This is a genomic window from Streptomyces sp. NPDC107546, assembly GCF_055639175.1.
Map to the genome: position 1 here is coordinate 192,903 of NZ_JBVKBA010000009.1, position 23,820 is coordinate 216,722.

Below are 23,820 nucleotides of genomic sequence, written 5' to 3' on the forward strand. Positions count from 1 at the left end.
CCGTCGTTGCGCTTCGCGCCGCTGATCGCCTGTCGGTCGGTGCTGGCCGCGCCGGTAGAGCTGCTTCACTCTTGCTGCGTCGGCGATGTCCACGTCGAACTGCGCCGTTCTTGCGGCCACGAGGTTGCCGGTTCCGACGTGGAGTGGGGATGGGGTTCTGTGATCGGAAGGACCGAGTGCCGGCGCCGGGGCCGAACCGTTCACTTTCCTGGGTTCGCCTGTGAGCTGCGCAGCGAGCGGAACGCCGCACGGAGTTCGTCGGTGAAGAGCTCTGGGACCTCCCAGGCCGCGAAGTGGCCGCCGCTGTCGACCCGGTTGTAGTAGAACAGCTTGTGGTAGGCGCGCGCCGCCCAACTCCGCGGCGCTTGGTAGATCTCGCCGGGAAACACCGTGATGGCGGCGGGGAGAGAAACCGACACGGCGTTGAAGTTGTTGGCGTTGTTCTCCCAGTACAGGCGCGAGGAGGAGACCGCGGTGTTCGTGACCCAGTAGAGCGTGATGTCGTCGAGCATCTCGTCCTTGGTCAGCACGCGCTCGGGATGGCCGCCGCTGTAGGTCCAGGCGGCGAACTTGTCGTACATCCAGGCGGCCAGTCCCACCGGGGAATCCGTCAGTCCGTATCCCTCGGTCTGGGGACGGGTGACCATCATGGCCGAGTAGCCGGACCCGGTCTTGTAGAAGGTGGCCAGTTTCTCGTACGCGGCCTTCTCTTCCGGGCTCAGGCCGGCCGGTACCGGGTCGCCGCAGGCGAGTTTCTCGGCGATGTCCGGTGGGACGGTGGCCGGGAAGTTCACGTGGATGCCAAGCAGTCCCGGGGGCCGCTGTACGGCCATCTTGTCCGAGATCACGGCGCCCCAGTCGCCGCCCTGGGACACGTAGTGCTGGTATCCCAACCGCTCCATCAGCACGGCCCAAGCGCGCGCGATGCGGTCGGGGTTCCACCCGGTGGTGGTCGGCCGTTCTGAGAAGCCGTAGCCGGGCATCGACGGTATGACGAGGTGAAAGGCGTCCTCGGCGCGTCCCCCGTGGGCCGTCGGGTTGCTGAGCGGCCCGATGACCTTCAGGAATTCCAGGATGGAGCCGGGCCAGCCGTGGGTCAGGATGATGGGGAGGGCGTTCGGATGGCGGGAGCGGACGTGGATGAAATGTATGTCAAGTCCGTCTATCTCCGTCATGTACTGCGGCAGCGAGTTGACCTTCTCCTCGACGTTCCGCCAGTTGTAGGTCGTCACCCAGTAGTGGGCGAGTTCCTTCATCGTGGCCAACTGGACGCCCTGGGACTGATCGCGAACCGTTTCCCGATCGGGCCACCGTGCCGCGACGATTCGTCGACGCAATTCGGTGAGATCCCGCTCCGGAATGTTCACGCGGAAGGGACGGATGCTCTGCCGCTCACTCGCGGTGGCCGGCTTTCCGATGTGTTCCTTCCCGGTGTACGGCCGCCCTTGCAAACCTAGAGACCCTGTCGCTGCCGCGGTGACGCCGGCGACCGATGTGGAGATGAACGATCGGCGGGAGTATGTACGGAGGAATTCGGGCATGACGGGTCTCCTTGGTGCATTCCATCGCTTCCGGAGGCGCCGATTAAGCGAAAGGGTAGTTTCTTCGCCGACCGGTCTGCTCGTTGGTCTGAAGGAGGTTCGATGCCTGCGGGACCCAGCTCCGGGAGAGAGAAGATTGTTACTTAAAGTAACGTTATCTACCTCAGGGTAAAGGTGCAACTCGGGAAATGGCCCAGCTCTGCACCATGGTCGGTGCCCTCGTCCTCGCCCGCGCCACCCGGGGCAACCCCTCAGGACTGTCTCCGGCGAGACGATCAGATGCAGCTGCCGCAGCTTCGGCTTGGGGAGCCGGTGGAGGAGCGCGGCCAGGAAAGCGCGGTCCGCTGGGGTGACGCGCGGCCTGTCGATCTGCCGCTGCAGGACGGCCAACTGGTGGCGCAGTGTCAAGATCTCGATGTCCTTGTCGACAGCGCTCGTCGGCAACAGTCGGATCAAGGCGAACACGCTCGACACGGCCAGGTAGGGCAGTCGCATCAGCATGAGCGACCAGCCTGACACGCTCATCCTGCGATCACGGACCATTCGCGACAATCTGCAGGTCACAGGCCATGGATAGGGTTTTCGGCACCCGCAGGCTGCCATGGCCGCCGCTGCGACCACCCAGACCGGCCACCTGCAAGCGAGGTCGGTAGGGGCCCCGGGCCCTGCTGGATCGGCGCTGGATCATTCTGGTCGCCACCGTGGTGCGCATGGTTGTCGCCCGCTGCGGACTGTCAGAGGTGACCTGCCACGAAGTCGGCCACCAGCGTGCCGAGTTGCTGGCCCGCGCGGTTGTCGAGAGAGGTGTGCTGGCCGGACCAGATCCGGCTGAGCCACGCTTCGGTGGCGGCGTCCTGGAAGCCGGCGAAGGTTCGGGTGATGCCTTTCGACGTCACCGCGAGATGCTGCCGCGCACCGTAGAACCCGGCAAGCGCCGTTGCCGCCGCCTGGCTGAGGGCACCGTGAGCGCCGGGATAGGACGGGTCAGGGGCGGTCGTCAGCAGGGGGGTCCAGTTGGGATCGCCGACGATGCGCGCGTTGTAGCGCGTACCGCCCAGCCGGATGGCGGTCACGGGCCGCCATACGCGGTAGGCGTATTTGGCGTCGTACATCGCGATCGCGGTGTCGGCGAGGGACAGGTCGAGCCGGGCGAAGACCTTGACCGCCTTCTCCAGGCTCGCGTTCTGGGAGGTGACAAGGTTCTGCGCGATCTGGTTCCAGACGTTCCAGACAGGCGCCGCCGCCCAGAACTTCGCGGCCGCGGTCTGATCGGGCGTTCGAGTGGTACTGGTCTTGCTCCCCAGGCTCTTGACCTCGTTCAAGGCCGTGGCGTATGCGGCGCTGCTCACGGCCGCCGGCGCTGCCGGGCGGAACTGGCGTCCGCTCGCCAGCACGAACGGCTTGACCGACCCCCAGTTGGTGAACACCGGTCTCGGGAAGTCGGGAGGGGTGGGCCGGTAGTCACCGGCCTTGTCGCCGGGGCGGAACAGCGGTGGCTTCGCTGAGGACCCGTCGTGGGACCGCAGGCTGATCAGCCGGCGGGCGACCTCGGCTCCCACCCCCACACCCGCCTGCTTGCCAGGACCGCCCGGAATCGCGGACAACTGGCTGCGCAGCCGCTGGTCCACGGCTGCGCGCTTGGCCGGATACAGGGCGACCAGCACATCATGGGCTGCCTGGTCCGCTGCGGCATCCGCACGAGCGCCGCGCGGCGCCGACACCGAGAACATATAGGCGGGGCCGGCCCGGGTGATCGACACCACCGCGTCGTACTCGGCAGCCTGGAGGAGGGCGAAGCTGCGCGTGGGGTGGACGGTGGCCGGCTGCGCCTTCGGATCGCTGAGGATGGTGATGAGCTCGCGGTTCCATTCCACGACCGACGTCCCGGACCCCGTGGCCGCGGTGGGCAGGGCCGGCGAGTGAGCGGCGCTGGACCCGAAGGCGGGGGTGGTGAGTCCGGCTGCCAACGCGGTTCCGGTCAGTATGAGGAGTATCTTCTGTTTTCCACCCATGTGCTGTCGCTCCTTGTCGCTGGTGGCGGGCTGTAGCGACCGTGGTCGAACACGTCGCCCATTTGGGACACGGCGGACCACCCGGTCAGCGGACACCACGGATCGCGGGGGAGTCCGCAGCGCGTGTCACAAAGAAGCACTCCGGACATCCGCTCCGGAGTGGGACGGGGATTGCGAAGCACCGGTTCCGTCTGATGCCTGTGCTGGGCCGGTCGTTGAAGAATCACGACGGGACTCACCGGGGCACCGGCTCATGAGGCGGCGCGCGTCACCCACACCAACGTTTCGGAGGGCTGACCGGGCGCGCATGGTCCTGCAACCCGATCACCTCTTCACGTCATCAAGGTCACTTGCCAGATACAGCCTGCAGGGACCCGATCCGCCCCGCAACTCGGTCGTAGGACCAGGTCGCTGCAGAGGTGGCACCGCGACTCACCCGATGCCGTGACCGGGAAGACCGTCAGGTTGATCAAGCTGCTGCACGCGGCACCCGATCCCACACGTGCCCCGCCACGCGCACACCGCGGTCTCCGGGAGACCGCACGCGGCGCGCTGTACCGGTTCGGGGGGCGAACTGGCCGCACGAGTCAGGACCCGGATCACGTCGTGGTCCGGGTGCCGGGGAACAGGCAACCGCATCAGGCACCGGGGACGGACTTCGGGGAGACGGGCCGGGCTCCGCCGCGGCCCGAGCGGCCAGTCGGCCGGTCAACTCCCATACGACGGTGGAAGCATACGTGTCGTCGGCGAAGTGGACCTGGCGTCGGCCCTCGCGCCGGGAGCCGACGAGGCCCGCCGGCTTCAGCTTCGGCAGGTGCCGGCTGACCGCGGGCATCACCGCGTTCACCTCGTCGGCCAGGCGGTTCACTGATCAGTGCCGCTCGCGGCGCGCTGTGGCCTTTTCTGCCCGGGATTACTGCAGGACGCCGACCGCCCGCGCGACGATCAGGGCCAGGGTCAGCAGCGAGATCGTGGACTGTGTGGCCATCAGCAGTTTCGCCCAACGGGACAGCGGCATGGTGTCGGTGGGGCTGAAGGCCGTGGCGTTGGTCAGGGCGACATAAAGGTAGTCCATGTACTGCGGCTCCCAGTCGTCGGGTCCGAGGCCCTCCTGTTGCATCTGGGGGAAGAGGAAGTCCGGGTGCTGATGCGCGCCCAGGGCACGGGCTGCCGGGCCGCCTCGGTCCCACTCCCAGTACCAGAGGCTGAAGGCGATGATGTTGGTCAGCCAGATGCCGCCGCCAGTCGTCAGCAGGGCCGCGGCGTTGGAGCCCTCTGTTGTCCTTGCCGAAAACCTCATCCGCCCTGCCCGGCCCGCATGTTGGTACTGGTGGAGGAGCCCGCCGAGGCGGTCGGTTCGACGTATGGCGAGGCGTGCGATTTGCGCCGGGTCGTCGATTGGCTGGGGAAGGCACGGAGGGGGCGGCCGTTGCGCCTCCCCTCGGCCGCAGCGGTACGCCCGCTTCGGCGAGCACACGATGGACGAAGCCGTATGACCGGCCATGGGCCTGCGCTATGGCACGGATCGAGCGCCCCTCCTCGTACTCCTTGGCCAGGACCTCGGCGAGCTCCTCACGCGCGTCACCAGTGATCCACTTCTTCTTGTGCACGCACATCTCCTCTTGCGACTCTCGACATCAGGACTGATGACCGATTGCCCACGTCGCCGCGCCGCATGTCGGCGTTCGCGGCGCAGCTGGAGGGGGCGCGCGGCGGGCCGGACCGTGCAACCGGCCTTGCGGCCGGGACCCTGACCCGGCGCGGGACGCCCGCAATGGGCGTGGTCAGGAATTGACGATGCGGCGCACGTTGTCGACCGAGCCGCAGCCGGCCTTCAGCTGACGCTCGCGCTCCTCCCAAAACGCCGCTCCCAGTTCCTCACGCCGCTCCATCGCCACGTTCTCGCGCGCGCCGTTGAGGATGGTGCGCTCTTCCTCGTCGGCGTGGTGGGTGACGGCCTGCACCAGTTCCTCCAGCTTGGAGTCCCACTGCTCGGAGCCGACCTCCTCCACCTCCAGCAGGTCTAGGAGGGCCTTGTTGCCCTCGTCATGCTCGTGCTCGCCGTGCTCGACCTCGTCGTCGTCGATGTTCTTGTACCTCTTCAGGGCGGGATAGACCTTGGCCTCCTCGGCCAGCGCGTGGGCGATCAGCAGGTCCGCGAACTCCGACAGCGCGGCGGACCGGTCGGCTTCGACGCTGCGCATCAGGCGGAAGAGGTCCTCCATGCGCCGGTGGTCCTGAAGGATGAGCTCGACGACGTCCTGTGTCTCGGCCATGGCAGCGCACCACTTTCGTTGCGTACGGTTGGGGTCACTACCGCCTACCCTCACCGTCTGCGTTGATGGCTCATCAGCGCCGCGGCCCGTGGCGCCCCCATAGGTGCCCCGTCCGGCCGCGCCGCACCCGGCGCGGCGACCAGACAGCGGCCTGCCGGGCATACCTGTAGCAGGAGTACTCACTGCCGTCGACGGCAACGGGAAGTTCTCGCCCGAGGTCTCCGAGCAGGCCCGCGCCACAAGGACGGCTTCTTCCACCGCCGCCACCTGCTCGCCGAAGCCCGCCGTCACCTCGCTCTCGGCCTGCGCGGCCTCCGCCGCGCCCCGAGCCTGGACGAGCATCGTGGAAACGCCATCGCCACCCCTGCCTGGACATCACCGAAGACGCTGCGCGGCCGCATGCCGGCCCACCGCTACTCCACCGCCTGCTCGTCAGTGAGATCCGGGTCCCGAGATTCCTGCTCCAATTCACTTGCTAAGCGTTCAGCCAGTTTCTACGGTGGGCGCATGAGCGACTCAACAGACACGACCCGGCCGCCCCGCATCCCACCGCTGCCGGACGACGGCCGCGATCAGCGGGTGCGAAAGCTCCTGGGGGACGCACCATGCGACCGGGGAGGCAGGGTGCCGAACATTTTCACCACCCTGGCCCGCCATCCCGACCTCTATGCCCGGTTCATGCCGTTCGGTGGTTACCTGCTCCGCGGCGGGCTGCTGCCGGGCAAGGCGAGGGAGCTGCTCATCCTCCGCACCGCGCGCAACACCGGGGCCGGGTACGAATGGAGCCGCCACCTGCCGTTGGCCCGAGCCGCGGGAGTGACGGCTGAAGAGATCCGGCGGATCATCGAGGGCCCCGAGGCCGCCGGCTGGACAGACCTGGAACGGCATCTGCTCCGGGCAACCGACGAACTGCACCATGACGCATGCATCACGGCTCCCACCTGGGACGCCCTGGCGGCCCACTACGAAGCGGCCGAGCTGATCGAGATCACCCTGCTCGTCGGCCAGTACCACATGGTGGCCTTCTTCCTGAACTCCGCCGGAGTGCAGCTCGACCCGGGCTTCGACGAAACCGACGCTCCCGAGGGGGTGCGCGCCGATGGCTGAGCAGCATCCGGCGAGCGCCCGGCGACTGGCGGGGCGCAAACTGCTGGTGATCGGCGCGGGCACCCGTCCGGACGCCGATCCGCAGGCACCGGTCGGCAACGGGCGGGCGATAGCCGTCCTGGCCGCCCGTGAGGGTGCGGGTGTGGCGTGCGCTGACATCATGCCCGAGGCGGCAGTGGAAACGGCCCGGCTCGTCACAGCGGAGGGGGCGTCCGGGGTTCCGCTCACCGCCGACGCCACCGACGCCGAGCAGATGGCCGCGCTGGCCACCGAGGCCGTCGGCGCGCTCGGCGGCTTGGATGCCCTTGTGGTGAACGTGGGCATCGGACTCGGTGCCGGCTTGGCAGGTTCCACCCCTGAGGACTGGGCTCGTGTCCTCGCCCTCAATCTCCAGGCACCCTTCCTGGCCGCGAAGTACGGCCTGCCCGCCATGACCGACGGTGGCGCCGTCGTCTTCATCGGATCGGTCGCCGGGCTGCGTGCGGCCACGGGCTCCCCGGCGTACGACAGTTCCAAGGCCGGCCTGGTGGGGCTGACCCGCCATGTCGCCAAGGAAGGCGGCGTGCGGCGCATCCGGGCCAACCTGGTGGTGCCCGGTCTGATCGACACCCCCATGGGACGACAGGCCTCCGCGGCACGCGCCTCCAGGACGGCGTCCTTCGCGCGGATCCCCCTCGGCCGGCAGGGCACCGCATGGGAGGTGGCGGAGGCGGTCACCTTCCTGCTCTCCGACCGCGCTTCCTACATCACCGGCCAGCAGCTGGTGGTGGACGGGGGACTCAGTGCCGTCTGACCGCCACCACCGGGATCAGCCGGTGCTCCCGGCCGGGGCGAGCGCCGCGAGGACCATCCGGCGGGCCGCCCGGCCGATGTCCTCGAAGGTGGCACGCGAGGAATCCAGCTGGTACTGCAGCAGCACGCCGCGCGCCATGCTCTCCAGCAGGAACGCCTGCGCACTGGCATCCACGTCCGGGCGGATGCTTCCGTCGGCGATCCCTCGCCGGATGTCGTCCTCGACACCGGTACGGACCAGGTCGAGCTGACCCGCCAGCAGGCCCGTGCCGGGTTCACCCGGAGTGCCGACCGCCTCCACCAGGAGCACCAGCAGGGCGCGCGCCCGAACCCCGGGTCCCGGCTCCGCGAGACGGGCGAAGTACTGTTCCACCTTCGCCAGTACGGCCTCCAGACCATTCATCCGGGGGTACTCCGCCAGCGCCCGCAGCCGGTCGACAAACGCCTCGCGAATGTCATGCAGGACTGCCTCGACAAGCCCCGCCTTGGAGCTGAAGTGGTAGTTGACCAGGCCCCGGCTGGCCCCGGCCCGATCACCGACCCTCTTCACCGTGAGGCCCCGGTAACCCTCCTCGGCGAGGATGGCCAGGGCCGCGTCGAGCAGTCTGCGCCGGGTGGCCTCCCGCTGGTCGTCGCGCATTGTCGGCGGGCGAGGAGGCGTATCAGTGGAATCGGTCATCGCCCCGGCAGTATCCCATCCGCCCCGCACCGGCCGCCGCCCGCGAGGCCGAGGACCAGCGCGTTCTGCGCGGCGCCCCGCCTACGGCCGAAACCGGCGAGCGCTGCCCGGGACACTGTTACGAGCACGGGATGATCCTGGCGACCGGCGACCGTGGTGATGCGGTGCCGTACTCCTGGAGTGAGGTACTGCCCTTCGAGTTCACGGAGTCCGGGCCCGACTCGCGCGACCGACTCCGGCTGGTCCTGCGCGACCGCGAGGGACGCCAACTGCTGCGCCTGACTGCGCAAGACGTGGAGCAGGTCGCTCGGTTGCTCTTCGAGGAAGAGCTGCTGCGTACCCGGGCGGCCCTCGAACGCGGCGAGACGCTCGTCCACGGCCGGTTCACCCTCGACACCGCCGGGCTGGCTGTCGACGGTGAGGTGCACCCATGGAGCACCGTCCGCGAGGTGTCTGCGGAGGATCGTTCTTTCGTCATCGTTGCCCTGCACGGCACGCGGAGGCGTATCCGGGTGCCGTGCAGTGAGGTACCACACCTGCGAGCCGTGCTCACGCTCGCCCGGGAACGCCGCGCCCACGCCGGCGACCGGGAGCGGCGTGCCTGAGCACCCCCACTGGAAGAGGACCACGACTCGTCCCACGACAGGGCGGCCCGCCGACGGCCAAAGCGGTCGCACCCCGGTCGACCGATGGCACACGCCTGACGAGCGACCCCGGGAACCCTGGCATCGGCCTCCGCCGGCCGGGCATGCGCATCGGCCTACCCCGGCCGGGCACGCGTCCTTCCGGCTTGTGCGGTCAGGCACGCAGGATGGCCACAGTCCACGTGTCGATCCGATGGCCGGCAACCGGCACGATGTCTGTGGCTGCGCGACGGCAAACGGGGTAAAGGGACGCCACCGGTCAGGAACCGGGGACGAGGAGTGTGCCATGACCGATGACGCGTACCTGTTTCTCGTGGACGAAGCGACCGAGGCGCCCGGTGTGCCGCCGTCCGCAGTGGGATCACTCGCCTGCATGGAGACCCCCGCTGTGCGTGCCTGGCTCGACGCGCACCATGCGTCGGAGACGTCCCCCCGGCTGCGGCTCGTGGCACCTGAGGACACCGGGGCCATCCCGGCAAAGGCGGAGCGGCTGCCGGTTCCGCTGGCCGACGAGGAACTGAGCCGCCTGCGCCACCGCACGCTTCCTGAAGCCCTGGCTGCGATCGAGGCCGAACTCCTGGCATACCGTGACTGCGCCCACGACCGCGACGGTCTGCTCGCTCGGGCGTTGGCCGCAGGCCTCCCGCCCGACCGTGTCGCGGAACTGACCGGCGAGGACATGGCTGCGGTCAGGGCAGCGGCCAGGCGCTGAGACGAAGGTCTGGTGGATGGGTTCCGGTCCTCTCACACGGACCCCGAGTTCCAGCAGATGGCGGACCAGCGCAAAGGCCACATGGACGAGACCATCCGCCGCGCCCGCGATGGCGATGAGGATGCCCTGCGGGAACTGCGCCGGGAGAGCCAGAGGTTCCCGGCCAACTAGGCGTATGGCGTCGGTCTGCTGTCCGCCGTGTACGGCCGGGCGGCCAGCGGGACGGGCGACTACGAGGAGGCACGGCGGATCGCGCACGAGCTGGCCGCGAAGCCCTCGGCGGGCCACCACAAAATGGGCCGCTGGCCGCACACCGCGCACGTGATGGCCGATCCGTACAGAGGTCGGGGCTGTGACTGTAGAAGGTGTCGACGTAATCGGTGCCGAGATCGAGCAGGCTGTGGTCGAGCGAGGTCAGGAGCGACTTGCGGGAGCCGCCCTTGAGGTAGGGACTCGGACCGAGCGGGTTGCCGGCCTTGGTCGACAGGACGCGCTCGTCCCGGCAGGGCGCCAGGTCATTTTGGAGCACCGTGCCGAAGAACTTCTCGGCGGCGCGCGGCGGCGGACCATGGCGGTTGGCGTTGTGAAGTGGGTGATGCCGAGGTCGAAGGCGTGCAGCACTATCTCGCGCTGGGTCGCGTAGGGGCGGTCCGTCCCGAACTTCGGCCAGCGGCCGAACGAGAAGGCGGGGATTTCGAGGCCGGAGTCGCCGGCCCTGCGAGAGCTGCCGGGCTTTTCGTAGCGGTCGTCGGCCGCTCGATGGGAGGAGGCGCCAAATGCCGTGCGGGCAAGGCCCGTCCAGGTGAGGGATCCGGGGGCAGAACAAATCCAATCGGGCCGGAAGAGGCCGACGTCGGTCGGCTCCGCACTGGCCGTGCAGCGGCGAATCGATCGCATTGACATTCCCATCGATCACTCGGAGACTCGATCGCATGCCCGAGGTCCTGATGCTCACCAGCGAGCGATGCGTCGACCTCGTACGGGTGTCCAGCGCCCAGTGTTGATCCTCTGGCCCCCTTCGCCAGTCCACTGTCGCGTGCTGCCGCGTCCGCTTCGACCCACAAGGACGTGAGTCCGGCTGCTCCGGACGCTCGACACCGATCCACGCACAGTGCCTGAGGCGCCGTCCCTCCACCCGCCTTCCTGACAGCCGCCACCCCGCACAGCGATCGGAAACATGATGAGCCCGGAATTCCTCTGGTACATCCCCAACACCGTCGAGTCGGGACACCGCGGTGACGACACGACGACCGGCTGGGGTTCCCTCGAGTACTCCACCGACCTGGCCCGCGCGGCCGAGGAACACGGCTGGGGAGGCGCACTCCTGGGAACGGGGTGGGGACGCCCGGACACCTTCACCGTCGCCACAGCGCTGGCCGCCCGCACCACCACCTTCAAGCCCCTGATCGCTATCCGCCCCGGCTACTGGCAGCCGGCTCACTTCGCCAGTGCCGCGGCAACACTCGACCAGCTCAGCCGCGGCCGGGTCCTGGTCAACATCGTCAGCGGACTGGACAACCTCGCCGCGTACGGGGACACCCGCAGCGATCCCGCGCAACGCTACGCCCGCACCCAGGAGTTCCTCCGTCTCGTACGACGCCTGTGGACCGAAGAGGACGTGACGTTCGACGGCGAGCACTTCCAGGTCGGCCGGTCCACGGTGGCCCCACGCCCGTACGTATCCGGCACGAGAGCGCATCCGACGCTCTACTTCGGCGGCGCGTCCGAGGCCGCCGAGCGGGTGTCGGCGGCGGAGGCGGACGTCCAGCTCTTCTGGGGCGAACCGCTCGACGGACTCGCCGAACGGATCGACCGGCTCAAGGCGTTGAGCGAGCAGGTGGGCCGCAGGCACAAGCCGCTCGAGTTCGGGCTGCGGATCACCACGCTGGTGCGCGACACCGCGGAGGAGGCGTGGCGCGCGGCCGAGGAGAGGGTCGCGAAGATGGCGGCGGACGGGGGGAAGGAGCTGACCTGGGCGGGGGACCGCAGGACCGCCGTCGGACAGCGGCGGCTCTTCGACCTCACCGCGCGGGGCGAGGTGCTCGACACCTGCTTGTACACCACGCCCGGCAGGTTCGGTGGTGGGGGAGCGGGGACCACCTGGCTGGTCGGCTCCGCCGCCGACGTCGCCACGGCGCTGGCGAACTACCGCAAGCTCGGCATCACCCACTTCGTCCTCTCCGACACCCCCTACAAGCAGGAGATCAGCCGCATCGGCGACCAACTGCTGCCCCGGCTGCGCTGACCACGCGGCTCGGCGTCCGAGACCCTGCCCGGGCGCTCGCCCATCCCTGAACAGGCCGTCCCACCAGAAACAGCCGCCCCCCGGGTGCCACCGACATCGATGAGAACGGACGAGTAGTGAGCGCAAAGCAGCCCAGAACACTGAAGACCGTGACCGGAGCCGGCGGCACCTCGGAGACGTACGACCTGGCGATCGACCCGACCCGATCCACTCTGGACACCGCGGTGCGGGTGGCGAAGCTCGCCGAGGCGGCGAGGTTCGACGCGCTGTTCACCGCCGATCTGCTCAGGTTCGACGCCCAGGGCGCGATCGGCTCACAGGAGCCGCTGGTCTTCGTCTCGGCGCTGAGCCAGGTGACCTCGCGGATCGGCCTGATCGCGACTGTGTCGAGCACCTTCCACCACCCGTTCAACCTGGCCCGGCTCTTCGGCACTCTCGATCACGTCAGCAACGGGCGGGCCGCCTGGAACCTGGTGACCTCCTCGATCGGTGAGGAGAACTTCGGCGCCGGCGAACTGCCCAGCCCGGAGGAGCGCTACGCGCGCGCCGCGGAGACACTGGAAGTGGTCAACGCGCTGTGGGACAGCTGGGAACCCGGCGCGCTGACGGCCGGCGCGGGCGGAAAGGCGGTGCTGCACCGCGAACGGGTGCACCCGATCCACCACTCCGGCCGGTTCTTCACCGTGACCGGTCCGCTGAACATCCCGCCGTTGCCGCAGCGCCGCCCGGTGCAGATACAGGCCGGGCAGTCCGAGGCGGGGACGGCGCTGGGCGCCCGCTACGCGGAGATCGTGTTCACGTCGCTGCCCACCCTCGACCACGCTCTGGACTTCACCCGGAAGATCCGCGACCAGGCGAGGACCCTGGGACGGGCCGACGGACTGCCGCTGATCTTCAGCTCGTTCCACGCCACGTACGGCGCCACCGAGGAGGAGGCGAAGCGGCTCGTACGCGAGAAGCGGGAGTCGATCGACTTCGAACGCGGCCGTGCCCAACTGGCCGACATGCTCGGCGGCGGAGTCGACCTGTCGGAACTTCCGCTCGACGCGACGCTGCCGGAGAGCCTGCTGCCCGACGTGGCGTCGGTGAACCGCCGCCGCGGCCGGGTCGACATCTTCACCGGCTACGCGCGGCAGGGCTACACGCTGCGGGAACTCATCGTCGCGGCACAGGACACCGGACACTGGGCCGCCGCGGGAACCCCCGAGCAACTCGCCGACGCCGTCGAGGAACGCTTCCGCGCAGGCGTCCTGGACGTGATCTCGCTGGGCGGTCTCGCGGACCCGCGCCAGCACGACTTCGTCGTCAACGGCCTCCTGCACGAGCTGCGCAAACGAAAGATCGTCGCCGCCGAGTACACCGGCACCACGCTCCGCGAGAACCTCGGACTCGAACTGCCGGCCCGCGACACAGCACCTGTCCGGGTCTGACCCGGGCCGAGAGCCGTCCAGCCGGCGACGGCGTCCGACACGCGCCCGACACGCGCCCGGGACCGGTCAGGTCCCGGGCGCGGATCGCAGGTATACGAAACCCCAACCACTGTGAACAGCCGGTCCGTTGACACCGACCGGACCACGTGCTTGCATCGCGTCATGCTTCCGCCGGAGCCTCTGACCCGTCGCCGCGCCGTGGACCTCGTCCGGGTGGCCGCCGCGCTGTGTCGGTTCCCCGGCTGATCGGCTTTTCTCCCGGCTCTCTTCCCCGACGGCCGTGTCGCGCAAGCGCTGTCGGTTTCCGCAGGCCTGCCGAGGACGCTCCTTTACGCGTCGGCTGCTGCGCTCTGCCCGAGCTCCTTTTCCCCATCCACCCATGACGGGACAGCCATGTCCGCTGCCGGCTCCGCCGCCCACCACGAGATCGCCTACGACCGCCGCAGGCTGCGCCAGTGGCTCGCCGGGGAGGCCAGAGCGGACGGGGTCACCCGGCGCCGGCTGCTGACTCTGCTGGCCGCGACCGCCGCCGCCACCGCGCTCCCGCCGTGGACGTGCAGCCCCGTGGCCTCGACGCCGAGTATGTCAGCGGTGGCGAGAGCCTCGGCCGGGTGCGCCGACCGCTGCCCCTGGCCAAGGCGCTGGACGACGTGCTGCTCGCGTACGAGATGAACGGCGAGCCGCTTCCGTACGACCACGGCTACCCGGTGCGGGTGCTCGTGCCCTCGTGGGTGGGGATCGCCTCGATCAAATGGGTCGGCGACATCGAGGTGTCGGCGCAGCCGCTGTACCGAGGGGTGCCCACGTGCCGGTGCGGCACGGTGTCAGCCACCGGCGAGGTCTGCCGGCGCGGGCTGCGCGCGCAGGCGGAAGCCGACACCTCGTTCCGTGGTGAGGAGGGACGCGGCGCGGGGACCGAGTTTGCGGCGGATGCGATGGATGTGGAGGTCGACGGAGCGGCTGCGGCTGCCGGCCCATTCGCCCAGGCCCGAGCGCAGGTCCTCGCGGGGAATCACCCGGCCGTTGCCGCGCAGGAGCGCGGTCAGCAGCCGGAACTCCAGCGGGGTCAGGGCGACGGGGGCGCCGTCGACCAGCATGCGCTGCCCGCCCGGGTCGAGGCTGATCGGAGACGGTGTCGCGGCCACGTACGAGCCGGGCATCGTGCCACCGGGCACCACCGGTAGCCCCGCGGCACGCCAGGCCTCGTAGCCGCCGATGATGTCAGTGGTCCGCAGTAGGCCCAGGTCGTGCAGTCCGGCCGCGGCCATGCTCGACATGAAGCCCTGCGAGCACATGATGACGGCGCGCAGGGAGTGGTCGGCGGCCTCCTCGATGCGCCAGCTGCTGCACGGGTCGAGCCGCCACTCCAGCACGTTGCGGTCCATCACCAGCGAGCCGGGGATCTCACCCTCCGCCCGGCGCACCAGGTCGGCGCGTACGTCCACCAGGAGGGAGCCGTCGGCGAGTTCACGGGCCGCCTGCTGGGGAGTGAGCCGGTCGAGACGGGTACGGGCCTGCGCCAGGAGGTCGTCGATCGACTGGTGGCGCGGAGGCGCCTGGATGTCGTCAGTGCCGGTCGGGTCCTGCCGCCGTATGTGCGCCGGTGACTGCATGGTGAGCAACTCCTGTGTCGAGCCTCGGAGACGGCCGGTGGTCGTCGGAACCGGGGCGGCGACAGCCCCCGGCGAGACGCGAGGGCATGCGGAAGTCGGTCATGCCGGAAGTGTACGAGCGGAGTTTTACGGCGGAGTTTCTCGATTCTGAAACAAGTCCCGCATTGTCTGGGCTCGAACTCCGCTGTTATCAATGTGGCATGACCGCGAACACGCCGCTGACCCGGAGGATCCACGTGGATCTGCTGCGCGTCGGCGCGTGCGCCTGTCCGCGCCGCTGAGGCACCCGCCCGCGCGTTCCGCGCCGGCCTTATGACGGCCCTCGGCCCCCTTTCACCTGTACTTCCACCTTCCTGCCTGCGCCGCGCACACCCGTGTACAGCCCTTCCGCGTTGTGCCGTGTCGCTGTCATCCCCTGGAGAACCCATGCCCGCACCCGATGCCGACGCGTTGCCTCAGCACTCGCAGGAGGTCCTGCCCGCCGAACCCTCCCGCCGCGGCTTCCTCACCCTGGCCGGCGGCGGCGCGCTGGCCGCCCTGCTCGCGGCCTGCGCCCCCGGCGCGTCGGACGACACCGGAGCCGGGGCGTCCGCCTCGCCCACCGGCCCGGCCAGACGCGGCGGCACGATCCGCGTGGGCGCCCCGCCGCCACCCACCGCCGTCGACCCGGTCACGGCCTACGACGGCACCGCCATCGCCCTGTACCAGCTGGTCGCCGAGTACCTGATCTGGCTCGACAAGGACTTCACGCTGGTGCCGCGGCTCGCCACGAAGTGGACCTCGGACGCAACCGGCCGCACGTGGACCTTCACGCTGCGCGAAGGCGTCACCTTCTCCGACGGCACCAAGCTCGACGCCGCCACCGTCAAGGCCTCCTTCGACCGGCTCCTCGACCCGAAGAGCAAGTCGGCGGCCCTCTCCGCCTTCGACACCGTGCTCAAAGCGGGCGGAGTGAGCACCAAGGGCGACTCGACCGTCGTCTTCACCCTGGAACGCCCCTTCTCCGACTTCCCCTATCTGGTCTCGGCCGGCAACTACAACGCCGTGATCCTCAAACAGGACTACGCCGGCGACTTCACCAAGCACGGCATCGGAACAGGCCCCTTCACCCTCACCTCGTACGACGTCTCCACCGGCGCCTCCTTCGCCCGCAACCCCAAGTACTGGGACAGCCCCAAGCCCTACCTCGACGGCGTGGACGTGCGGTTCTACGCCGACGACCAGGCCGACCTCGTCGCCCTCCAGTCCGGTGACATCGACGCCCAGTTCCTCAGCCGCCCCGCGCTCGTCGAACCGCTCGGCCACAGCGGCGGCAACGGCATCAGCGTCGACAAGGTGAAGTCCACCAACGTCACCGTCCTCACCCTGCGCGTCGACAAGGCACCCTTCGACCGCAAGGAGGTCCGCCAGGCCGTCGCCTACGCCCTGGACCGGCCCGCTGTCCGCCAGGCCGCCGGCAGCGGACTCGGCGACCTCGGCAACGACCACCTGTTCGCGCCACTGTTCCCGGCCGCCCCCACCGACATCGCCCAACGGGCCAGGGACAAGGCGAAGGTCACCGAACTCCTGAAGGCGGCCGGACTGGACAGCCTGCGCTTCACCCTCACCTTCGAGCCGCCCACCAAGGACTACGCGGTCACCGTCCAGAGCCAGCTCAAGGAGGTCGGCATCACCGTCGACCTCGACCAGCGCTCCTCGAAGGAGTTCTACGGCGGCGACCAGTCCGAGGACACCCCCTGGCTGTTCACCACCGCCAACCTGGTCGGCTGGGCGGGCAGACCCGTGCCGAGCCAGTTCATCATCCCCATGGTCAAGAGTGACGGCGTCTGGAACGGTTCCAAGTACGCCAACAAGGCCCTCGACGCGGCCGCCGAGGCCTACGACGCCGCCACCACCGACGCCGAGCGGCGCAAGCAGGCGGAGATCATCGCGAAGGCCCTGCACGAGGACGTCCCGATCGTCATCGCCTTCTGGGGCGGCGCGGTACGCGCCTACGACAGCCGGAAGTTCCGTGGCGTCCAGGCCCATCCCAGCCAGTACGTGGACTTCACGACCGTCTCCCGGATCTGAACCATGGCCCGCTTCCTGCTGCGCCGCCTCGCGGCCATTCCGCTGACCCTCCTCGGGGTCTCCCTGCTCGTGTTCCTCGCCACCCAGGTGCTGCCGGGCGACGTGGCCCGCACCGTGCTGGGCCGCGAGGCCACCGACGCCTCGGTACGGGCCCTCAACCACCAACTCGGCCTGGACCGGCCCCTCGCCGTCCAGTACGGCAGCTGGCTCGGGCACTTCTTCACCGGCGACTGGGGCACCTCGTACACCCTGCACGTGCCCGTGCGCGGGCTGCTGCTGGAGCGACTCGGGCACTCGCTGTTCCTGGCCGGCTACGCCTTCGTGCTCCTGGTACCCGTCGCACTCACGCTGGGCGTGCTCGCCGGGGTCAACCACGGTCGGGTGCTCGACCGGACGATCACCTCCACCACCCTCGCGCTGGGCGCCACACCGGAGTTCGTGACCGGAGTCGTCCTGCTGGTGGTGTTCTCCGTGCAGTTGCGCTGGCTGCCCGCCTCCGCCCAGACCCAGCCGGGGGCCGACGGCCTGGGACAGACGCTCTGGCACCTGTTGCTGCCGGCCGTCTCCCTGGTCCTGGTGTGCACCGGCTACGTCGCCCGGCACGTGCGCGCCAGCACCATCGCCGTCGTCGACGGCCCCTACGTCCGCGCCGTCCGGCTGCGTGGTGTGCGCCCCGCCCGGATCGTGCTGCGGCACGTGCTGCGCAACGCCACCGTGCCGGCCACCAGCGCCCTCGGCGTGCAGTTCCAGTACCTGCTCGGCGGCATCGTCGTCGTGGAACTCCTCTTCAACTATCCAGGAGCCGGAGCCCTGCTGCTGCAGGCCGCCCAGGACAAGGACCTGCCCACGTTGCAGGCGTGCGCGCTGGTGCTGGGCGTGCTGTACATGCTGGTCGTGCTGCTCGCCGACGTGGTTTACCGCCTGCTGGATCCGCGGATACGCCTCGGGGGTGATGCGGCGTGAGCGTGTCGATCGCCCTGCGCCCCCTGGGACGGCTCGGCCGGCTGCCCGCCGCCTCGACTGCCGGCGCCGCGCTGATCGCGCTGTGGACGGCCGTCGCGCTGTTCTGGCCCCACCTGGTGGCGTACGACCCCGAAGTCCAGCGCCCCCAGGACCGGTTCCTGCCGCCCGGCGGCGAACACTGGCTCGGCACCGACCAGTTCGGCCGCGACGTCCTGTCCCGCACGCTCGCCGGGGCGCGCCCCGTCCTGGAGGTGGCACCGGCGGCGACCGCGCTGGCCGTCCTCGCCGGCACCGTCATCGGGCTGGTCACCGGGGGAGTGGGCGGATGGCTGGACGACGTGGTGATGCGGATCGTCGACGCGGTCGTCGTCTTCCCGGCCGTCATCGCCGCCGTCCTCTTCGCGGCGCTCCTGGGCCGTTCCACGACCGTACTGGTGCTCGTCGTCGCGGCGGCCCTCACCACGCTGGTCACCCGCAGCGTCCGGGCGGCGACCCTGGTTGAACGGGAGAAACCGTACGTCGAGGCGGCCCGGCTGCGCGGCGAGCCCCTGTGGTCGCTGCTCGGCCGCGAGATCCTGCCCAACGTCCGGCGCACCGTGTACGTCGAGGCCACCTCCCGGCTCGGCGACGCCGTGTTCGCCGCCGCCACCCTCTCCTTCCTCGGCCTCGGCCAGCCGCCCGGCTCACCGGAGTGGGGCGCGGCGGTGTCCGACAACAGGGTGTGGCTGAACAACGCGCCCTGGACCGTCCTCGCGCCCGCCCTCGCGATCGTCTCGCTGGTCGTCGGGGTGGCACTGGTCGCGGACACCTCACGGCGGGCGGCGGGAGGTGACCGGGCATGAGCACGCAGGAAAAGGGGACCGGGGGCGAACCAGGCGGAGGCGGACGAAGCGAACAAGGCCTCGTCGTCGAGGGGCTGAGCGTCGCCTACAACTCCGCCCAGGTGCTGTACGACGTGTCGTTCACCGTCGCCCCCGGGGAGATCTTCGGCCTGGTCGGCGAGTCCGGGTGCGGCAAGTCGACCCTGGCGTACGCGCTGGCCCGCCATTTCGCGCCGGGTGGCCGGGCGCTGACAGGTGGCGTACGGCTGGACGGCACCGACGTCCTGGGGCTTACCGGACGGCGGCTGCGGGAGTGGCGGGCGTCCCGGCTCGCATTCGTGCACCAGGACGCGGCAGGCTCGCTGGACCCGACCATGAAGATCGGCAAACAGCTCGCCGAAGTCCTGCGCGGGCGCGACCTGTCCGGCGCGGAGACGGCCGAACGGGTCGTCCGACTCCTGCGCATAGTACGGCTGCCCGACCCGGAGCGGCTCGCCCACCGGTACCCGCACCAGCTCTCCGGCGGCCAGCAACAACGCGTCGTCATCGCCGCGGCACTCGCGGCCGAGCCCCGGCTGCTGATCCTCGACGAGCCGACGACCGGCCTGGACGCCTCGGTCGAGCACGAAGTCCTCGGTCTCCTGGACGAGTTGCGGGGCCGACTGGACGCCGCCGTGGTCTTCGTCAGCCACGACCTCGGCCTGATCGGCCGGATGTGCGACCGCGTAGGGGTGCTGTACGCGGGGCGCCTCGTCGAGACCGGACGGGTCGGCGAGGTCCTGGCCGCCCCCGCCCACCCGTACACCGCCGGGCTGTCGGCCGCCGTACCGGTGCTCGGCGCGACGCGGCACGACCGCCCCCTGCGGCCCGTGCCCGGGCGGCTGCCGCTGCCCGGTGAGATCACGACCGGCTGCTCCTTCGCCCCGCGCTGCGCCCTCGCCGAGGACGCGTGCCGGACCGCCGAACCCGCGTTGGACACCAAGGCCGTACCGGGCCGGGCGGTGCGGTGCCTGCACCCGGGGGAGGCGACGGCCGCCTCGACCCGGCGGGCGGAGTCAGGCGAGACGCATCGTCGGGCGTCGACCGCACTCGTCGAAGTGCAAGGCCTGGTGCGGAAGTTCGGTCAGACCGTCGCCGTCGACCACGTCGACCTGACCATCCGCGAGGGCGAAGTCCTCGGTCTGGTGGGGGAGTCGGGCAGCGGCAAGACGACCCTGGCTCGCGCCATCGCCGGCCTCGCACCCGACGGCGAAGGAAGCCTGCGGCTACGGGGCGAGTCGCTGCCCGCCCGCCTCGCCCGGCGTGCCGCGAGCCAACGCCCACGCATCCAGATGGTCTTCCAGAACCCGGACGCCTCCCTCAACCCCAGCCACACCGTCCGCACCGTCCTGAAGAGATCGCTCGCCACCCTCGCGGACCCGTCCGGCACCTCCCTCCGCACCCTCCTGGAGCGCACCCGCATCGATGCCGAGCTGCTGGACCGCCCGCCCGACCGGCTGTCCGGCGGGCAGAAACAGCGCGTGTCCATCGCCCGGAGCTTCGCGGGCAGCCCCGATCTGGTGATCTGCGACGAGCCCGTGTCCGCCCTGGACGTCAGCGTGCAGGCGGCGGTGCTGGAGGTACTGGCCGACCAGCGGGACCGCACGGGGACGTCCTACCTCTTCATCTCGCACGATCTCGCGGTCGTCGGCTATCTCGCCGACCGGATCGCGGTCATGTACCGCGGCGTGATCGTCGAGGAGGGGCCCACGGCCGAGGTGCTGCGCGGCCCGTCGCACCCGTACACCGCGCTGCTCGTCGAGGCCGCCTCGCGGCCCGTCGGGACCGGCTCGCCCGCAGCGCCGGGCCACGCCTCGGTGCGGCCGGGCGGTTGTCGCTTCGCCGACCGCTGCACCCGCCGGATCGCCGGGTTGTGCGAGGACGCCGCGCCGCCGGAGCGGAACCTGGGCGGCGGCGGACATGTCGTGCGCTGCCACCTGCACCCCGCCGAGCTGCCCCCGGGCATCCCCGCCACCGCCCCGCTCAGCGTGGCCGACCCGCTGTGACCCCATGACCGCCCCGAACCCCGGGAGAGCGTATGACCACGAGCACGACCACCGCCGCCGAAGAGTTCGCCGACCTGCCGGGCGCCCCCGTCATCCAACGCCGTTGGGTGACCGTGGCCACCGGCGGGCATGTCGGCGGAGTCTTCTGGCACACCGCCAGGCCCACCCTCGTCCTGCTGCACGACGCCGGCTCCAGCGCCCGCGCCTGGGACGACGTACTCCTCGCCCTGGACCGGCCCGCCGTCGCCCTCGACCTGCCGGGTCACGGCCGTTCCAGCAGGCGCGGCCGGTGCGACTACCGGCCCCGTCGGCTCGCTGCCGCGCTGGAGGAGGCGGTCCGCTCGTTCGCGCCGGGCGGGGTGCCCGTCGTGGGCACCGGGCTCGGCGCGCTGACCGCGATCGCGCTGAAGGCGAGGTTCCCGCACAGCGCCGGACGCCTCGTCCTGGTCGACACGCTGCCGGGCAGCCCGTCGCCGGGCCTGCGCCTGTGGCCCGCGGCCGCCCCCGAGTTCGCCGACCGCGAGGCGGCGGCGGCCTGGCTGGTGGAACGTGGCGCGACCGGCGCCGTCCGCACGGCCGAACTGGAGACCGAGCAGGCCCCCGACGGCACCTGGTCCTGGCGCCACCACCTCGCCGGCCTGCCGTCCGACGCGCCCACCACCCTCGACGACGAGACGCTCTGGGAGCAACTCGCCACCGTCCACGCCCCGTTGCTCATCCGCACCGAGGGCGGCCCGCTCGACCCCGTGTCTCTCGACCGCTTCCGCGCCCAGGTGCCCGAGGGAGACGTCCTCACCGTCCATCCGGACGCCCGGTCCCTCGCTGACGCCCTGCGTCCCCTGACCGACTGAACACCTACCGCCCCAAGGAGCACCCACCATGTCGGACGACATCCCCGTCATCGACCTCGCCGCCGCCCTCGCCGACGACGCACCCGAGGACCTGCTGGCCACCGTGCGCCGTGCCGCCGAGACGATCGGCATCATCCAGGTCGTGGGCCACGGCGTCCCCTCGGAGGTGATCGCCGAGTTCAACGACGGTTTCCGCCGCGTCCTCGACCTGCCCCGCGAGCAGCGGGAACAACTCGCCAGCCCCACCGGACACCCCTACCGCGGCTGGCGCCAGTGGCCGGACGACTTCGGGCGCCTGGAACTCGAACGGTTCAACATCGGCCAGTACGACGACCCGGACGCCGCCCGCGCCGCCGGCCTGTCCGCCGAGCACGCCACCCTCTACCAGCACACCAACGTCTGGCCGCCGCAGGAACCGGGGCTGCGCGCCGCGACCCACCGCTACCACGACGCCCTCGTGGACGTCGCTCGCCGCGTCCTCGGCCTGTACGCGCGCGTGCTGGACGTACCCGCGGAGACGTTCCCGCTGGGCGACGACCCCTACACGACCATCGTCGTCAACAATTACCCGAAGTGGCCGCACGATGACGCACCGGAGGAGGAGAAGCTTCTGCTCCTGGAGCACGCCGACAGCTCCGCCGTCACCGTGCTCCATCAGGAGGGCGACTACGCCGGACTCCAGGGTCAGCGTCCCGACGGCACCTGGATACCCGTGCCCATCAGGCCGGATGCCCTCCAGGTGTTCACCGGCACCCTGCTGACCAACTGGACGGAGGGCCGGCTGCGTCCCGGGCGGCACCGGGTGGTGGCCGGCGGGCAGGTGACCCGCCGCTCCTCCGCGGTGTTCGTGCACCCGAGCCTGGATACCGTGGTGGAACCGCTGCCGGCCTTCGCCGACCCGGACGGCTCCGACTTCGAACCGGTGTCGGTGTGGGAGCGGGCCAGCGGCAATGTCGAGGAGTACCTGCGCGTGTTCGGCCGCCCCGAGCAGCTCGCCGCCTGGCGGGATAACCGCCCCTACGTCGCCGAAGTCACTGTGTGAGCCGACCGAAGGAGAACCGCCGATGACCACACACCCCACCCTCCAAGCCGTACGGACCACCCCCGAGGGCCTTCTGTGGGAGCCCAGCGAACGCTGGGTGCGGGGCCGCAAAGGCGACGTCACGGTCGTCGACAGCCGCCGTCCCGTCCTGGTCTGGGAGCCGGGCGTACCCGTCCCGCTGTACGCGTTCCCGCGCGCGGACGTCCGCGAGGACCTCCTGCGTCCGGCGAAGAACCCGCCGACCGGCACCCACACCGGCTCACGGATCTTCTACGATCTCGACCTCGACGGCGAACTGCTGGAGAACGCCGCCTGGATCTTCCCCGCCGCCGACCTGGCCGACCACATCGCCTTCGAGTGGTTCCGGCGCAGCGGAAAGGGGCTCGACCACTGGTACGAGGAGGAGGAAGAGATCTTCATCCACCCCCGTGACCCCCACAAACGGGTGGACGCCATCCCGAGCAGCCGCCACGTCCAGGTCTCGATCGACGGCACGGTCGTCGCCGACACCCACCGGCCGGTCCTGCTCTTCGAGACCGGTCTGCCCACGCGCTACTACATCCCGCGCGAGGACGTCCGCCTCGACCTGCTGGAAGCGACCGACCACCACACAGGCTGCCCCTACAAGGGCACCGCCGAGTACTGGTCGTGGCGCGGCGAGGCCGCCGTGCCGCCGAACCTCGTCTGGAGCTACCCGGACCCGCTGCCCGCGGTCGGTCCGATCGAGGGCCTGCTCGCCTTCTACAACGAGGAGGTGGACATCACCGTCGACGGCGAGCATCTGGAGCGCCCGGTCACCCACTTCAGCCGGAAGCCTGCCCCGACGACGTGACCGGCAACGGTGCCGTGACGACGGTCGCCGTGCTCACGGGCGCCGCGTCGGGCATCGAGGAGGCGGCCGTCTCACGGTACGCCGGGCGCGGACACCGCATCGTCGCCGTCGGCGTCGCCGTCGCCGTCGCCGTCGCCGTGGACCG

Annotated in this window: 20 protein-coding genes and 3 pseudogenes; 15 read left to right on the forward strand and 8 right to left on the reverse strand. The window is 70.4% G+C overall.

Going from position 1 to position 23,820, the window contains the following annotated elements; all coding sequences use genetic code 11:
• Window positions 1-200: 200 nt before the first annotated feature.
• From ACZ7L1_RS16055 to ACZ7L1_RS16075, 5 genes and pseudogenes are all read right to left on the reverse strand, one after another.
• Window positions 201-1,451: an epoxide hydrolase family protein gene (locus tag ACZ7L1_RS16055; protein WP_471437783.1), complete on the reverse strand. Its 1,251-nt coding sequence runs from the start codon at window positions 1,449-1,451 to the stop codon at window positions 201-203.
• An 824-nt stretch (window positions 1,452-2,275) separates the two neighbouring features.
• Complete coding sequence (locus ACZ7L1_RS16060) at window positions 2,276-3,553, reverse strand: vanadium-dependent haloperoxidase (RefSeq protein WP_471437672.1); 1,278 nt, start codon at window positions 3,551-3,553, stop codon at window positions 2,276-2,278.
• Window positions 3,554-4,466: 913 nt separating this feature from the next.
• Window positions 4,467-4,853 carry a hypothetical protein gene (locus ACZ7L1_RS16065; RefSeq protein WP_471437674.1) on the reverse strand — a complete coding sequence of 129 codons (387 nt, stop codon included), beginning with the start codon at window positions 4,851-4,853 and terminating at the stop codon, window positions 4,467-4,469.
• 127 nt (window positions 4,854-4,980) lie between these two features.
• Window positions 4,981-5,163: pseudogene (locus ACZ7L1_RS16070) on the reverse strand (helix-turn-helix domain-containing protein); the annotation flags it as partial.
• A gap of 174 nt (window positions 5,164-5,337) precedes the next feature.
• A complete protein-coding gene (locus ACZ7L1_RS16075) occupies window positions 5,338-5,829 on the reverse strand; it encodes a hemerythrin domain-containing protein (protein ID WP_471437675.1) in 492 nt (163 codons plus the stop codon).
• Between the two features lie 507 nt (window positions 5,830-6,336).
• Between ACZ7L1_RS16075 and ACZ7L1_RS16080 the strand changes: the two genes are divergently transcribed.
• Both ACZ7L1_RS16080 and ACZ7L1_RS16085 read left to right on the forward strand, forming a co-directional pair.
• Window positions 6,337-6,936 (forward strand): carboxymuconolactone decarboxylase family protein, encoded by a 600-nt coding sequence (locus tag ACZ7L1_RS16080; RefSeq protein WP_471437677.1) that lies wholly within the window; start codon window positions 6,337-6,339, stop codon window positions 6,934-6,936.
• Entirely contained in the window at window positions 6,929-7,729 is an 801-nt protein-coding gene (locus ACZ7L1_RS16085) for an SDR family NAD(P)-dependent oxidoreductase (RefSeq protein ID WP_471437678.1), read from the forward strand. Before ACZ7L1_RS16080 ends, ACZ7L1_RS16085 begins: the two co-directional genes overlap by 8 nt.
• A 15-nt stretch (window positions 7,730-7,744) precedes the next feature.
• Here the strand turns inward: ACZ7L1_RS16085 and ACZ7L1_RS16090 are convergent, their stop codons facing one another.
• Window positions 7,745-8,407, reverse strand: coding sequence for a TetR/AcrR family transcriptional regulator (locus ACZ7L1_RS16090; RefSeq protein WP_471437679.1), 663 nt, complete (start codon window positions 8,405-8,407; stop codon window positions 7,745-7,747).
• 131 nt (window positions 8,408-8,538) lie between these two features.
• Between ACZ7L1_RS16090 and ACZ7L1_RS16095 the strand changes: the two genes are divergently transcribed.
• The 3 genes from ACZ7L1_RS16095 to ACZ7L1_RS16105 all read left to right on the forward strand — a co-directional run bounded on the left by ACZ7L1_RS16095 (window position 8,539) and on the right by ACZ7L1_RS16105 (window position 9,934).
• Window positions 8,539-9,012, forward strand: a complete 474-nt coding sequence (locus tag ACZ7L1_RS16095) for a hypothetical protein (protein WP_471437680.1) — start codon at window positions 8,539-8,541, stop codon at window positions 9,010-9,012.
• Between the two features lie 325 nt (window positions 9,013-9,337).
• Window positions 9,338-9,763, forward strand: a complete 426-nt coding sequence (locus ACZ7L1_RS16100) for a DUF6003 family protein (protein ID WP_471437682.1) — start codon at window positions 9,338-9,340, stop codon at window positions 9,761-9,763.
• Window positions 9,764-9,775: 12 nt separating this feature from the next.
• Window positions 9,776-9,934, forward strand: a complete 159-nt coding sequence (locus ACZ7L1_RS16105) for a hypothetical protein (protein ID WP_471437801.1) — start codon at window positions 9,776-9,778, stop codon at window positions 9,932-9,934.
• Between the two features lie 223 nt (window positions 9,935-10,157).
• On the opposite strand, the pseudogene ACZ7L1_RS16110 reads toward ACZ7L1_RS16105, so the two are convergent.
• Window positions 10,158-10,697 (reverse strand): annotated as a pseudogene (locus ACZ7L1_RS16110) (hypothetical protein); the annotation flags it as partial.
• A 243-nt stretch (window positions 10,698-10,940) separates the two neighbouring features.
• On the opposite strand from ACZ7L1_RS16110, the gene ACZ7L1_RS16115 reads away from it, so the two are divergent.
• The 3 genes and pseudogenes from ACZ7L1_RS16115 to ACZ7L1_RS16125 all read left to right on the forward strand — a co-directional run.
• Window positions 10,941-12,008, forward strand: coding sequence for an LLM class flavin-dependent oxidoreductase (locus ACZ7L1_RS16115; protein ID WP_471437683.1), 1,068 nt, complete (start codon window positions 10,941-10,943; stop codon window positions 12,006-12,008).
• Between the two features lie 149 nt (window positions 12,009-12,157).
• A complete protein-coding gene (locus ACZ7L1_RS16120) occupies window positions 12,158-13,438 on the forward strand; it encodes an NtaA/DmoA family FMN-dependent monooxygenase (RefSeq protein ID WP_471437685.1) in 1,281 nt (426 codons plus the stop codon).
• 545 nt (window positions 13,439-13,983) lie between these two features.
• Window positions 13,984-14,229 (forward strand): annotated as a pseudogene (locus ACZ7L1_RS16125) (molybdopterin-dependent oxidoreductase); the annotation flags it as partial.
• A gap of 33 nt (window positions 14,230-14,262) precedes the next feature.
• Here ACZ7L1_RS16125 and ACZ7L1_RS16130 read toward each other — a convergent pair.
• Entirely contained in the window at window positions 14,263-15,051 is a 789-nt protein-coding gene (locus tag ACZ7L1_RS16130) for a winged helix-turn-helix domain-containing protein (RefSeq protein ID WP_471437687.1), read from the reverse strand.
• A 426-nt stretch (window positions 15,052-15,477) separates the two neighbouring features.
• Here ACZ7L1_RS16130 and ACZ7L1_RS16135 point away from each other — a divergent pair, with 426 nt between their 5' ends.
• From ACZ7L1_RS16135 to ACZ7L1_RS16165, 7 genes are read left to right on the forward strand one after another with little or no spacing between them, the layout of a single operon-like run.
• Window positions 15,478-17,121 carry an ABC transporter substrate-binding protein gene (locus tag ACZ7L1_RS16135; RefSeq protein ID WP_471437689.1) on the forward strand — a complete coding sequence of 548 codons (1,644 nt, stop codon included), beginning with the start codon at window positions 15,478-15,480 and terminating at the stop codon, window positions 17,119-17,121.
• 3 nt (window positions 17,122-17,124) lie between these two features.
• On the forward strand, window positions 17,125-18,084 hold the full coding sequence (locus ACZ7L1_RS16140; protein WP_471437691.1) for an ABC transporter permease: 960 nt from the start codon (window positions 17,125-17,127) through the stop codon (window positions 18,082-18,084).
• The gene (locus ACZ7L1_RS16145) at window positions 18,081-18,926 is read left to right on the forward strand and encodes an ABC transporter permease (protein WP_471437693.1); all 846 of its coding nucleotides are present in this window, start codon (window positions 18,081-18,083) and stop codon (window positions 18,924-18,926) included. Before ACZ7L1_RS16140 ends, ACZ7L1_RS16145 begins: the two co-directional genes overlap by 4 nt.
• Entirely contained in the window at window positions 18,923-20,950 is a 2,028-nt protein-coding gene (locus tag ACZ7L1_RS16150; RefSeq protein ID WP_471437694.1) for an ABC transporter ATP-binding protein, read from the forward strand. The genes ACZ7L1_RS16145 and ACZ7L1_RS16150 overlap by 4 nt, the downstream gene beginning before the upstream one ends.
• Before the next feature lie 32 nt (window positions 20,951-20,982).
• The gene (locus ACZ7L1_RS16155) at window positions 20,983-21,801 is read left to right on the forward strand and encodes an alpha/beta hydrolase (protein WP_471437696.1); all 819 of its coding nucleotides are present in this window, start codon (window positions 20,983-20,985) and stop codon (window positions 21,799-21,801) included.
• A gap of 28 nt (window positions 21,802-21,829) precedes the next feature.
• Window positions 21,830-22,843, forward strand: a complete 1,014-nt coding sequence (locus ACZ7L1_RS16160) for a 2-oxoglutarate and iron-dependent oxygenase domain-containing protein (RefSeq protein ID WP_471437698.1) — start codon at window positions 21,830-21,832, stop codon at window positions 22,841-22,843.
• A gap of 22 nt (window positions 22,844-22,865) precedes the next feature.
• Complete coding sequence (locus ACZ7L1_RS16165) at window positions 22,866-23,675, forward strand: DUF427 domain-containing protein (protein ID WP_471437700.1); 810 nt, start codon at window positions 22,866-22,868, stop codon at window positions 23,673-23,675.
• The last annotated feature ends 145 nt before the right edge of the window (window positions 23,676-23,820 follow it).

Excerpts from the sequence above, each read along its gene's own strand:
- ACZ7L1_RS16140 (WP_471437691.1), top strand. The coding sequence starts at position 17,125 with ATGGCCCGCTTCCTGCTGCGCCGCCTCGCGGCCATTCCGCTGACCCTC.
- ACZ7L1_RS16060 (WP_471437672.1), bottom strand. The coding sequence starts at position 3,553 with ATGGGTGGAAAACAGAAGATACTCCTCATACTGACCGGAACCGCGTTG.
- ACZ7L1_RS16095 (WP_471437680.1), top strand. The coding sequence starts at position 8,539 with ATGATCCTGGCGACCGGCGACCGTGGTGATGCGGTGCCGTACTCCTGG.
- ACZ7L1_RS16130 (WP_471437687.1), bottom strand. The coding sequence starts at position 15,051 with ATGCAGTCACCGGCGCACATACGGCGGCAGGACCCGACCGGCACTGAC.
- ACZ7L1_RS16090 (WP_471437679.1), bottom strand. The coding sequence starts at position 8,407 with ATGACCGATTCCACTGATACGCCTCCTCGCCCGCCGACAATGCGCGAC.
- ACZ7L1_RS16135 (WP_471437689.1), top strand. The coding sequence starts at position 15,478 with ATGCCCGCACCCGATGCCGACGCGTTGCCTCAGCACTCGCAGGAGGTC.
- ACZ7L1_RS16080 (WP_471437677.1), top strand. The coding sequence starts at position 6,337 with ATGAGCGACTCAACAGACACGACCCGGCCGCCCCGCATCCCACCGCTG.
- ACZ7L1_RS16150 (WP_471437694.1), top strand. The coding sequence starts at position 18,923 with ATGAGCACGCAGGAAAAGGGGACCGGGGGCGAACCAGGCGGAGGCGGA.
- ACZ7L1_RS16085 (WP_471437678.1), top strand. The coding sequence starts at position 6,929 with ATGGCTGAGCAGCATCCGGCGAGCGCCCGGCGACTGGCGGGGCGCAAA.
- ACZ7L1_RS16155 (WP_471437696.1), top strand. The coding sequence starts at position 20,983 with ATGACCACGAGCACGACCACCGCCGCCGAAGAGTTCGCCGACCTGCCG.
- ACZ7L1_RS16075 (WP_471437675.1), bottom strand. The coding sequence starts at position 5,829 with ATGGCCGAGACACAGGACGTCGTCGAGCTCATCCTTCAGGACCACCGG.
- ACZ7L1_RS16165 (WP_471437700.1), top strand. The coding sequence starts at position 22,866 with ATGACCACACACCCCACCCTCCAAGCCGTACGGACCACCCCCGAGGGC.
- ACZ7L1_RS16115 (WP_471437683.1), top strand. The coding sequence starts at position 10,941 with ATGATGAGCCCGGAATTCCTCTGGTACATCCCCAACACCGTCGAGTCG.
- ACZ7L1_RS16065 (WP_471437674.1), bottom strand. The coding sequence starts at position 4,853 with ATGAGGTTTTCGGCAAGGACAACAGAGGGCTCCAACGCCGCGGCCCTG.
- ACZ7L1_RS16100 (WP_471437682.1), top strand. The coding sequence starts at position 9,338 with ATGACCGATGACGCGTACCTGTTTCTCGTGGACGAAGCGACCGAGGCG.
- ACZ7L1_RS16160 (WP_471437698.1), top strand. The coding sequence starts at position 21,830 with ATGTCGGACGACATCCCCGTCATCGACCTCGCCGCCGCCCTCGCCGAC.